This window comes from Polaribacter sp. Hel1_33_96 (genome assembly GCF_002846595.1).
Taxonomy (GTDB): domain Bacteria; phylum Bacteroidota; class Bacteroidia; order Flavobacteriales; family Flavobacteriaceae; genus Polaribacter.
Window position 1 is genome coordinate 177,168 of record NZ_PJMV01000001.1, and the last position, 12,333, is coordinate 189,500.

A 12,333-nucleotide genomic window follows, 5' to 3' on the forward strand; every position below is an offset into this window, starting at 1 on the left:
CGCATGAAAAAAATCATTACTTACTTTATAAAATACCCAGTTGCTGTAAATGTAATTATACTTGCATTTTTTGTTTTTGGTATTTTAGGTGCTATTAGCATGAAATCGTCCTTTTTCCCACTAGTAGATTCACAATTAATTAGAATTTCTTTGGCATATCCAGGGGCATCTCCTGCAGAAATGGAAGAAGGTGTTGTGCTTAAAATTGAAGATAATTTAAAGGGTATTGTTGGTGTTGAAAGAGTAACTTCAGTATCAAGAGAAAATTCAGCAAGTGTAAATGTTGAAGTAGAAAAAGGAAAAAATATAGATGTCGTTTTATCTGATGTAAAAAATGCAGTAGATAGAGTTGCTTCTTTCCCTTCAGGGATGGAACCACCTGTAATTGCAAAAGTTGAAAATAATCGTCCAACAATTAGTTTTACCATAAGTGGAGAAAAGGTTTCTTTAAAAGCTTTAAAACAATATGCAAGAAATGTAGAAAATGATATCCGAGGTATTGAAGGAATTTCTCAAGTTGCAGTTTCTGGGTATCCAGACGAAGAAATTGAAATAGCCGTTCGTGAAAATGATTTAAGGGCATATAATTTATCAATAACAGAAGTAGCAAACGCTGTTAGAAATTCTAATATTTTAATCACAGGTGGAAACATAAAGACTGAAGATGAAGATTATTTAATTCGTGCAAGTAATCGTTCTTATTATGGAATTGAACTACAAAATCTGATTGTAAGAACTGAAATTAATGGAAATATTATTCGTTTAAAAGACGTTGCAGAATTAAGAGATACCTGGTCTGAGAACCCAGATAGACTTTATTATAATGGAAATTTAGCAATAGATATTACCGTTAGTAACACCAATAACGAAGACTTAATTTCATCAGCAGATAAAATTAAAGTATATATAGAAAAATATAATCAAGTACAGCAAAATGTCCAGTTAAGTGTTACAAGTGATAGAAGTACTACCTTAAATGACAGAACTTGGTTGTTGGCTAAAAATGCAATTTCAGGAATACTTTTAGTACTTTTTTTCTTGGCATTATTTTTAAACTTACGTTTGGCATTTTGGGTGGCTTTTGGTTTGCCAATATCTTTTTTAGGGATGTTTGTATTTGCTGCACAATTAGGTGTTACTATTAATGTTTTATCCTTATTTGGGATGATTATTGTGATTGGTATTTTGGTTGATGATGGAATTGTAATCGGAGAAAACATTTATCACCATTATTACGATTTAGGAAAATCTAAAATTAGAGCAGCTATAGACGGAACAATGGAAGTAATTCCTCCAATAGTCTCAGCGATTTTAACCACAATAATTGCATTTTCTACCTTCTTTTTTGTTGATGGGAGAATAGGAAGTTTCTTTGGTGAAGTTTCTACAATTGTTATACTTACTTTAAGTGTTTCTTTAATTGAGGCATTGATAATTCTTCCTGCTCATATTGCACATTCTAAAGCATTGGATAGAAAAAAATTAGAAAACGGAGAAGAGAAAAAAACAAATAAAATTGATAGATTTTTTAAGAAAATAAATAAAAGTGCAGATACTCTTTTAGGAAAATTTAGAGACACTTATTATGTGCCGTTTTTAAAGTTTTCTTTACATAATAAATTTTTTATTTTTTGTGTTTTTGTAGCCTTACTTTTAATAAGCTTTTCTGCTTTAACAGGAGGTGTAATTAAGAGTTCCTTTTTCCCAAGAATCGCTAGTGATAGAGTGCAAATTACTCTAAATATGCCACAAGGAACAAATGAGAAAATCACAGATTCTTTGATTTCCTATATTGAGGAGAGAGTTTGGTTGGTGAATAAAGAATACACAGAAAAACAAACCGGTAATTTACAAGTTGTTGAAAATATAATTAAAAGAGTAGGTCCGGGAAGCGCAAATGCAACATTAAGTGTAAACCTTTTGCCTGGCGAAACTAGAGATTTTTCATCGCCGGAAATTACAAATGCTATTCAGCAAAAAGTAGGCAAAGTATACGGGGTAGAAAGTTTGATTTTTGGCTCTGGGGGTAACTTTGGTGGGAGCCCGGTTGCAGTTTCTTTATTAGGAAATAATATTAAAGAATTAAAAGCTGTTAAAGACGAACTAAAGGAAGAATTAGAAAACAATCCTTTGTTAAAAGATGTTACAGACAATGACCCTGCAGGAATAAAAGAAGTTAAAATTACCTTAAAAGACAATGCATATGTGTTAGGTCTAAACCTTCAAACAGTTATGGCGCAGGTTCGAAGTGGCTTTTTTGGTTTTCAAGCACAACGGTTTCAAAGGGGGCAAGACGAAATAAAAGTTTGGGTGCGTTATGACAAAAAAGACAGATCTTCTATTAAAAATTTAGATGATATGCGCATTATAACACCAGCAGGAGCAAGAATACCATTTTCTGAAATTGCAAACTACGTTATAGAAAGAGGAGATATTGCAATAAACCACTTAGAAGGAAAAAGGGAAATTCAAATTACGGCAGACTTAAAAGATTTAAGTGCAAGTGAGACCGAAATTTTAGATAATATTAAAACGAATATTATGCCAGAAATTCTGTCGAAGTACCCAACAGTAACTCCTATGTATGAAGGGCAAAATAGAGAAGCCAAAAAAACTACGGATTCTTTAAACCTGGTTGGCCCAATCATTTTACTGCTAATTTATATTGTAATTGCTTTTACATTCCGTTCTTATAGTCAACCAGTTTTACTGATTGTTATGATTCCTTTTAGTATGATTGGTGTTATTTGGGGGCATTATTTTCACAATTTTGCGATTGGAATTTTATCCTTTTTAGGAATTATTGCCTTGATAGGAATTATGGTAAATGATGGTTTGGTGCTAATAGGAAAATTTAATAATTATCTAAAAGAAGGAATGAAATTTGACGATGCTTTGGTAAGAGCAGGTCAATCTCGTTTTAGAGCTATTTTTTTAACTTCATTAACTACGGTAGCTGGTTTAGCACCTTTAATTTTTGAAAAAAGTAGACAGGCACAATTTTTAATACCTATGGCTATTTCAATTGCTTATGGTATTGCTATTGCTACCGTTTTAACATTGGTAATGTTGCCGTTGTTATTGTCTGTTTCTAACACCATTAAAGTGGGCGTTAAATGGTTAAAAACTGGAAATGAAATTACTAAAGAAGAAGTAGAAAGAGCTATTATTGAATCTAAATTTGATGAAGATGAAATTTAATAAAATTAAAATAATAATTGTCGTTGTTTTATCGACTTTACCGGCGTTTTCTCAAGATATTCTTACCAAGAAAGATGCATTAAAAATTACTTTAGAAAATAACTTCGGAATTAAAATTGCAAATAATAATTTAGAAGTTGCAAAAAACAATACAAGTATTTATAATACTGGTTTTTTGCCAACAGTAGCTGTTTCTTCAGGTGCAAATTATAGAAGAGATAATCAAACAATTAATCGACAAGATGGCACATCTACAAGTATAGATGGCGCTGTAACAAAATCTTATAATGCATCCCTAAACTTAAATTATACAATTTTTGATGGATTGGGTAGAAAATATAATTATCAGCAATTAAAAGAAACTTATAATTTAACAGAATTACAAGCAAAAGAAACGATTGAAAATACCTATTTACAGTTATTTACAGCCTATTTTCAAATTGCAAGACTGTCAGAAAATAAAAAAAATTTAAATGAAGCTTTATCTATTTCTAAACAAAGATTACAGCGTGCAAAATATCAATACGAATATGGACAATCTACCAAATTAGATTTGCTAAATGCAGAAGTAGATGTAAATAATGATAGCATTACGTCAATAAATGCTCATCAACTATTAAGCAGTGCAAAGCGAGGTTTAAATATAATTTTAGGTATTGAGAAAGAAGTAAGTTATACAGTAGAAACGAAAGTAGATTTTATTGAAATAATGAATTTTAAAGATCTAAATAAGAAGGTTTTGGTGAATAATTCGCTTTTAAAACAAAATAAAAAAAATATTGCTATTAGCGAGTTTAATATTAAGGTAAACAAAGCTAATTATCTGCCATCTTTAGGGTTAAACACTTCTTATGGTTGGAATAAAAGTGAAAATCCAGCAACTTCTTTTTTAGCTGGATCAACAGCAAACGGATTAAATGCTGGCTTAAATTTATCTTGGAATGTGTTCGATGGAGGAAGCACAAAAACAAGAGTAGCGAACTCAAAAATTGCTTTGGAAAATCAACAAATTTTGTTGGAACAACAAAAAGTAACTATAGAAAATAATCTAAAAAATACTTGGCAAAATTATCAAAACCAATTGTTCATTCTCAAAGCGCAGGAAAAAAACGTTTTAACTACCCAAAATAATTTTGAGAGAAGCAAAGAACGTTATAAATTAGGTCAAATTACTTCTGTAGAATTTAGGCAAGCACAGATTAATTTAATCAATTCTAAAACAGCCTCTAACAATGCAAAATTTGATGCAAAGTTGATAGAATTACAACTTTTACAACTAAGTGGAGATATTTTAAATATAAGTTTTTAAGAAACTGATTTTGCTCATATATTAAATGTAAGTTTCGATTTACTTTTATGCTCAAATATTAATATATGAGTTTATTAACCTTACCACAAGTTTCTTGGACAAATGGCACCATTATGATTGGTGTATTTGCTTTTGTGTCTTTAGCCTTAGTAGCTGCAGTATTCCTTTTAATCAATAGCGAGAAACCTAAATAGTAATAGTTTAGTGCGTAAAACATGTGTTAGAACCTAAGTTTTCACCTAATTTTTATTTCACTAAATTTATAAAATTAAAGTAAATATATTTTAAATGTTAGAAGCTATAAATAAGTTAACAACCAATTTCGGTTACCTTTTTGAAGAAGATTTAATTTCAGAAATAAGTGAATTAGGAATTTCTAAGGCATTTATAGAAGATTCCAAGATTATAGAAGTTGGAGATTATATAAGGTCGATGCCACTATTAATTTCTGGAGCGATTAAAATTCTGAGAGAAGATGAGCATGGAGAAGAGTTAGTTCTATATTATTTAGAAAAAGGAGATACCTGTGCCATGACGCTTTCTTGTTGCATGGGACAAACGAAAAGTAAAATTAGAGCGGTTGCAGAAACAAACGTAGAACTAATTATGCTTCCAAAAGAAAAAATGTTAGAATGGTTAGGGAAATATAAAACTTGGCAAACATATATTTTACAGAGTTATCATAGTAGAATGGATGAACTACTAGAAGCAGTTGATACAATTGCTTTTTTAAAAATGGATGAACGTCTTTTTAAATACTTAAAAGACAAAGCAATGGTTGTGCATAATGATGTTTTACATGTAACTCATAAAGAAATTGCTGAGGATTTACATACATCTAGAGTTGTTATATCTAGGCTATTAAAAAAACTAGAAAATGAAGGAAAAATAAAGTTGTTTAGAAATAGTATAAAAGTTTTAGAATTGTAACATTAGTTACAGAATAGAAATTAGATACTACTTATTTTTGTAATAAAAAAAAGATGAAGTCACTTGCGCTTTTAATGCTATTTGCTTTTTTATTTAGTTGTAAAGATTCTCAAAAGCCATCTTACGAAACTAAGAAGTCAGTTTCAAAAAATCAAGAATATCCTGGTAAAAGTTTAATGCAAACGAACTGTTACGTTTGTCACAGTCCAACAGCAGCAGAATCTAACAGAATTGCTCCTCCAATGATTGCCATTAAAAAGCATTATATAAATAAGAACACCACGAAAGCAGCGTTTATAAAATCAATGCAAAGTTGGATTAAAAACCCAACAAAAGAAAATGCAAAAATGTATGGAGCTGTAAGACGTTTTGGGTTGATGCAAAAACAAGCCTTCCCAGAAGAAGCTATAAAACTAATTTCAGATTATATGTTTGATAATGAAATTGAGAAGCCAGAGTGGTTTGATGATCATTATAATAGACGCAGAGGCATAGGAATGCAAAATAGGATAAAAAAAATGAGTAATTAATTTTTTAAAAATGAGCAATTTTTCCCAAATTATAAATCAAGATAAATTAGTTTTAGTAGACTTTTTTGCGGAGTGGTGCGGGCCGTGTAAAATGATGAGTCCAATTTTAAAACAAGTAAAAGATGCTTTAGGAGATAAAGTTTCTATTATTAAAATTGATATTGATAAAAATCAACCTTTAGCAACTAAGTATCAAGTTAGAGGTGTACCTACTTTAATTTTATATAAAGCAGGTAAACAAGTTTGGAGGCAATCTGGAGCGGTACAAAAAAATGAGTTAGTTTCTATTATTAATAATTTTGGTTGATTATAATAATAGTATTGGTTGAAGAGCATCTGATTAATTTCAGATGCTCTTTTTTGTCTACAGTTCTAAAGTTTGGTTTTCTAATAAAGGAGATAAAATCTTCTTTCATCACTAGCTAAGGGATGATCTCTAGCAAAGTTTTCAATTTCTTGAATTTATTTAGAGGATACCAATAATTTAAAAGAAGAGTTTTTTTTCCTTAAAATTTTTTAAACGAGATTAATATCAAGAATCTAAAAAAGCTTTTTAGCCAATATTTTTCTTTACGTTAACTAAAATCTCCGTAAAAAGGGTTTATTTTGTGAAGAGAGAAGTGATGGATAATATTCCATTAAATTGCAATTTTATTCGATTAATAAATGATTTTATCTGAAAAATTTTGGGAAAATAAGTATAAAACTAATAAAATTGGTTGGGATTTAGGTGAAGTATCGCCACCTTTAAAAACCTATTTTGACCAACTGATAAATAAAGATTTAAAAATATTAATTCCTGGAGGGGGGAATTCCTATGAAGCAGAATACCTTTTTAATAATGGTTTTAAAAATGTATATGTCGTAGATGTTTCTAAAACAGCTTTAGAAAATATAAAAAAAAGAGTTCCAAATTTTCCAAATTCACAATTAATTTTGGGTAATTTTTTTGATTTGAAAGATACTTTTGATTTGGCAATAGAACAGACCTTTTTTTGTGCTATAGACCCGAATTTAAGAGAAAAATATGCATTCAAAATGAAAGATTTGTTGAAGTCAAAAGGCAAATTAGTTGGGTTGCTTTTTGATGCAAAACTGAATACTGATCACCCACCTTTTGGTGGAAATAGAAAAGAATACACAGCTTATTTCGAATCATATTTTAAAATGGATGTTTTTACAAAATGTTATAATTCATTTCATAATAGGCAAGGAATGGAGTTATTTATTAAACTAACGAAGAATTAAAAAGAATAGAGAAATCAAAGGCAGCTGATTTTATTTGAGGTTTTTGGAGATTTTATTTTTTAAAGGCATATTAGTTTTGAGATCAATACCATTTTTACTTTTCAAATAATGCATTGCACTTTTTGGTAACCAAAGGATTTTTAGATATAAATTATTTAAATCTTTTTTTACGGTAGAAAGTAAAATATTCCTTCTTAAAAACAAGCGCTTCATTTTTTTTTTTCAATTATCATATTTATTCCAAAACAAAGGGAAAGAATGTTTTAGTTTTTAAAAACGATTCTAATTGTGCAAGAAAAACAATTAAATTATAATTATTTTTTTAAAGCTTAAGGTCGATTTTAATTCTATAGAAAAGAGAATTTAAAGCTGTCTTTTTTTATTTTACTATATAATATTTTAGATTGAAAAATTTCTTTTTATCGCTGAAATTTGATAAGATGAAAGCACTAAACATTAAGTTTTTTGCATGACCTGGGTCATTTTGTAATGTAAGTTTTGTTCCTAATTTAGCTAAAGAATTTAACGATAAATATAGTACTTATGAAAAAAATTATATTACTAATAGCTTTGGTTGTTCTAGGAACAGCGGCTATACAAGCACAAGACAAAGATCAAGTTCAAGATCAAGACCAGGTACATTTAATGTTAGTAGATGGAGATGTTTTACAAATTAGAGATCAACTTCAAACTAGATTAAGAATTAACCAGACATTAAATGATGGAACTGTTATTAGCCCAGATGGGAAATATAGAACTAGAGACCAGAAAAGACTTCGTTTAAAAGATGGTGAATGTTTAGATAAAGATGGCGTTAAATATCGTAATGAATATCAATATAGATATAAAATTCAGCAAGAGAATAAAGGGCTTTCACAGAGTCAAGTTCAAGAACGAAATCAAAATAGAGTTCATTATATGTTAGTTGATGGTGATGTTGTACAGATTAGAAATCGAGAACAAACAAGATTACAACAGCAATTACAATTAAGTGACGGGTCTCAATTAAGTCCAGATGGAGCACTTTTAACAAGAGAGAGAAAACAGTTGCGTTTAAAGGACGGTGAGTGTTTAAATTTAGATGGTAAAATGTATCGAAATACATATACACATAGAAAAATGATCATTCAGAAAAAGATAAATGCAAACAAGAACTTATTAAAAAAGAAAGCTCAAAAAAAGACTACTATTAAAAAAGTAACGAGTAAAAAGAGAAAGTCATAAATCAGTAATAAAAAGGGTTTATAGTTTTATAAACCCTTTTTTAATATAAAATATGATGTGATGAAAAATTTAAAACTAAATAGTATATTAATTATACTCATTGTTTTATTCAGCGATATAACACTGGGACAAAACATTACGGAGAAAGAAGCATCCTATGTTTCTTTAAATGTGAATTTTATTAATGATGCCGTTTTTATGGGAAGAAAAGATTCTATAGCGACTCCATATTTGTATCCTTCAATCCTTTATCACAATAAATCTGGTTTATACGCAAGTGGTTCTTTTTCATATCTAACGAAATCTAGTGAATCTAGAATAGATTTGTTTTTAATTACTACCGGATATGATTTTAGTATTAAGAAACTTACTGGAGATATTTCATTTACAAAATACTTTTTTAATGATGATAGTTATAATGTTATTTCAGAAGTTGAAGCAGATTTAACAGCTAGTATTATCTATGATTTGGATATCATTAATTTAGGTGTAACAGCCAATACGTATTTTAATAAAAAAACTGATTCAGATTTCTTTTTGTCATCAGAAGTTAGTCATGATTTTGTTTCAGAAAAAACAAAATTTCAAATTTCTCCAACGATAGGAATTTATTTCGGAACTCAAAATTTTTATGAAGAATATTATATTAATAATCGTTTTAGTTCTAAAGCAGTGGGTGAAGGAGAAGGAGAAGGAGAAGGACAAGGAGAAGGAGACGGTAGCACACAAACAACAACTGAAGTAGTAATTCAAGAAAGTGAAAAATTTAATATGATGGCTCTAGAGTTTAGTTTGCCAATGTGGTATGTATATGATTCATTTACATTTATGTTTCTACCAGCAATCGTATTACCTCAAAACTCAACTACTTTGATAATTGACGGTATAGTTACAAAGGAAAATTTAGACACTACTTTTTATGCTGTTATAGGTGTAAGTTATAGATTTTAAACTCTATAAATTTATAATCTTTACTATGTAGTTGATCGCTTTTTTTTAGCAGCTTCCCTGAAAGTATGATTTCAAATTATGGAGAAATTAGTATTTGTTTTTATCAACATACATTAAATAGCTTTTAGTGAAAAAAGTAGCAGTATTGTTATTTTTAATTGAGTACTCATACTAGATTTCTTACTTATAAAGCTTAAAATTCAAAAAAGGATAGATACACTATTATCCTCAAGTTCTTTGATTCCCAAAATGACTTAACTATTAAATTATCTAAAAATATCGCAATCTGTTTAGAGATATATTGTTTAAGATTATTAGTAACAAATGTTACAAACTAGTGTTTTAACCTGCCTTAATTTTGTCTAAAATTAATTGAATACAATTATGAAAACTAAATTATTAATAGTAACATTAATTTTACTCTCTTCCTTTATAAGGGGTCAAGAAGTAATTATGTTGACTAAGAGTGAAGTTGTTTCTAAAGTAAAAGAAAACAGCAACACTCTTAAAATATCTCAACAAGATGTTTTGGCTGCAAAAGGAGATTTCCAGCAAACCAATGCAGTATTTTTACCAAATATTACAGCAAGTCATACCGGATTTTCAACAACAAATCCTTTAATGGCTTTTGGTTCTAAATTGAATCAGGAAATATTAACACAAAACGATTTTAATCCTTCTTTGTTAAACAATCCAACAAAAACTCAAAATTTTGCAACAAAGTTAGAAATTCAGCAACCTTTAATCAATTTAGATGGTTTTTATAAGCGAAAAGCTGCAAAATCTAAAATGAATGCAGTGTCTTTAAAAACGGAACGTATTCAAGATTATTTACTTTTTGAAGTTGAAAAATCTTATATGCAATTGCAGTTGGCATATACAGCCGTTGAAGTTTTGGAAAAAGCTTTAGAAGCTGCAAATGCAAATAAAAAAATCGCAGATAATAACTTTAAACAAGGGCTTTTGCAACGGACAGATGTTTTAAATGTTGAAGTACGAGTTACAGAAGTTAAAAATCAGTTACAAACAGCAAACAGTAATGTACAAAATGCTTCAAATTATATATCATTTTTAATGAATGATGAAAACTATGTTGTTTATAAACCAACAGAAAGTTTAACGGTTTTAAGTTTTAAGGTTGGTAAAAAGATTATTTCTGAAAATAGGCCAGATATAAAAGCGATGCAGCTAGCTTCAAACGGATATGAAGCATTGAATAAAGCAGATAAAATGGCTTTTTTACCGCGGTTAAATGCATTTGGGAGTTATGAAATTTACGATAACAAGGTTTTTCAAGGAAATGCAAATGGTTATTCAATTGGCGCGCAGATAAGTTGGGATCTTTTTCAAGGTTCAAAACGTTTTGGAAAAGCACAAAAAAGTAAAGCTGAATTTGAAAAATCTAAGTTAGCATATACTCAATATGTTTCTAAAAGCAACTTAGAGTTAAACAAAGTAAAGCGCCAATTATTAGATGCAAAAAACAGATTAAATTTAACAGTTTTAGCTGTTCAACAATCTAAAGAATCATTAAGAATTCGCAAAAATAGATTTCGAGAAGGATTAGAAAAGACTTCAGATTTATTAATGGCAGAAACGCAATTTGCACAAAAGCAATTAGAACATTTCCAAACAATTTTTGAACACAATTTTACACAAATTTATTTAGAATTTATAACCAAAGAATAAGCGTCAAAATGAAAAAAAATATACACATCATCTCGTTAATAGTTGCCTCCTTATTCATTATTAGCTGCAGTAGTGAAGATAAAAAAGTAGTAACAGATAATTCGCCTGTAATTAAAATTACAGTTCGTAAAGTTGCAACAAATAGTAATAATCAGTTTTTGTCGGTAAGTGGAAAAATACAAGCGTCTAATAGGACCGATGTAAGTACAAGAATGATGGGGTACGTAAAAAAGGTATACGTAAATGTTGGAGATAAAGTTAAAAAAGGACAGTTGTTAGTATCTATTAATAATACTGATCTCCAAGCTAAAAAAGCACAAGTAAATGCAGGAATTATAAAAGCTAATACTGTTTTTAAGAATGCTGAAAAAAATCACAACCGTTTTAAAAATTTATTTGGGAGTAATAGTATTACCCAGAAAGAAATGGATGATATGACTGCTAATTATGAAATGACTAAAGCAGGTTTAGAATCTGCAAAGCAAATGAAAAACGAAATTAATGCACAATTTGTGTATGCAAATATTACAGCTCCTTTTAGTGGTGTAATCACTAGTAAAAATATAGAAAATGGAGATTTGGCAAGCCCTGGAATCGCTTTAATGAGCATAGAGTCTCCTAAAGATTTTGAAGTAATAGCGATGGTTCCTGAAACTGAAATATTACAAATTAAAAAAGGAACAACTGTTAATGTTTTAATCAAATCTATGCAAGAAACACTTAAAGGAAAAGTTAGCGAAGTAAGCACTTCTGCTAAAAATACTGGAGGACAGTATTTAGTGAAAATAGATTTAGAAAAAACAGCTATAACTATATTATCGGGAATGTTTTCTACAGTACAATTTCCTGTAGAAAGAAAAGTAAAATCGTCATTGGTTTTAATTTATTTAGATGCAATTGTAAAAAACGGTCAATTATCTGGAGTATATACCGTAAGTCAAAGTAATACTGCAATGTTACGTTGGTTGCGTTTGGGAAGAATTTATGGAAATCAAGTGGAAGTGTTATCAGGTTTAAATTCTGATGAGTCGTATATAGTTTCTTCTGAAACAAAACTATTTAACGGAGCGAAAGTTAGTATTCAGTAGTAATAAATAGTTATTGTATTTATTATAATCTCGCTCAGTTTAAAAAACTTTGCAGGTATCAATAAAATAAAAAATTAGTCAAGAGTTATCGCGTTAAGGATAGCAGTGAAAATACTTTTTTTGCTTTTATAAATGGTAAAAAAAGATTGAAACGAATAGCCTG

At 29.2% G+C, this 12,333-nt stretch carries 11 protein-coding genes; all 11 read left to right on the forward strand.

What is annotated here, in order from left to right; genetic code table 11:
* Nucleotides 1-3: 3 nt before the first annotated feature.
* The 11 genes from ATE90_RS00865 (at nucleotide 4) to ATE90_RS00915 (ending at nucleotide 12,170) form a co-directional block, all read left to right on the forward strand.
* Nucleotides 4-3,201: an efflux RND transporter permease subunit gene (locus ATE90_RS00865; protein WP_101450600.1), complete on the forward strand. Its 3,198-nt coding sequence runs from the start codon at nucleotides 4-6 to the stop codon at nucleotides 3,199-3,201.
* Nucleotides 3,191-4,510 (forward strand): TolC family protein, encoded by a 1,320-nt coding sequence (locus ATE90_RS00870; RefSeq protein WP_101450602.1) that lies wholly within the window; start codon nucleotides 3,191-3,193, stop codon nucleotides 4,508-4,510. The genes ATE90_RS00865 and ATE90_RS00870 overlap by 11 nt, the downstream gene beginning before the upstream one ends.
* Before the next feature lie 65 nt (nucleotides 4,511-4,575).
* Nucleotides 4,576-4,704 (forward strand): hypothetical protein, encoded by a 129-nt coding sequence (locus ATE90_RS13755; RefSeq protein ID WP_297799581.1) that lies wholly within the window; start codon nucleotides 4,576-4,578, stop codon nucleotides 4,702-4,704.
* Between the two features lie 94 nt (nucleotides 4,705-4,798).
* Nucleotides 4,799-5,440 (forward strand): Crp/Fnr family transcriptional regulator, encoded by a 642-nt coding sequence (locus ATE90_RS00875; protein ID WP_036782776.1) that lies wholly within the window; start codon nucleotides 4,799-4,801, stop codon nucleotides 5,438-5,440.
* Nucleotides 5,441-5,493: 53 nt separating this feature from the next.
* Nucleotides 5,494-5,970: a c-type cytochrome gene (locus ATE90_RS00880; protein WP_143741093.1), complete on the forward strand. Its 477-nt coding sequence runs from the start codon at nucleotides 5,494-5,496 to the stop codon at nucleotides 5,968-5,970.
* 10 nt (nucleotides 5,971-5,980) lie between these two features.
* Complete coding sequence (trxA, locus tag ATE90_RS00885) at nucleotides 5,981-6,277, forward strand: thioredoxin (protein ID WP_101450604.1); 297 nt, start codon at nucleotides 5,981-5,983, stop codon at nucleotides 6,275-6,277.
* 359 nt (nucleotides 6,278-6,636) lie between these two features.
* On the forward strand, nucleotides 6,637-7,218 hold the full coding sequence (locus ATE90_RS00890) for a methyltransferase domain-containing protein (RefSeq protein ID WP_036782781.1): 582 nt from the start codon (nucleotides 6,637-6,639) through the stop codon (nucleotides 7,216-7,218).
* A gap of 543 nt (nucleotides 7,219-7,761) precedes the next feature.
* Nucleotides 7,762-8,442 carry a DUF6799 domain-containing protein gene (locus ATE90_RS00900; protein ID WP_036782786.1) on the forward strand — a complete coding sequence of 227 codons (681 nt, stop codon included), beginning with the start codon at nucleotides 7,762-7,764 and terminating at the stop codon, nucleotides 8,440-8,442.
* Nucleotides 8,443-8,502: 60 nt separating this feature from the next.
* On the forward strand, nucleotides 8,503-9,393 hold the full coding sequence (locus ATE90_RS00905; RefSeq protein WP_101450606.1) for a hypothetical protein: 891 nt from the start codon (nucleotides 8,503-8,505) through the stop codon (nucleotides 9,391-9,393).
* A 384-nt stretch (nucleotides 9,394-9,777) separates the two neighbouring features.
* Complete coding sequence (locus tag ATE90_RS00910; protein ID WP_101450608.1) at nucleotides 9,778-11,082, forward strand: TolC family protein; 1,305 nt, start codon at nucleotides 9,778-9,780, stop codon at nucleotides 11,080-11,082.
* An 8-nt stretch (nucleotides 11,083-11,090) separates the two neighbouring features.
* A complete protein-coding gene (locus ATE90_RS00915; RefSeq protein ID WP_036782794.1) occupies nucleotides 11,091-12,170 on the forward strand; it encodes an efflux RND transporter periplasmic adaptor subunit in 1,080 nt (359 codons plus the stop codon).
* Nucleotides 12,171-12,333: the final 163 nt, after the last annotated feature.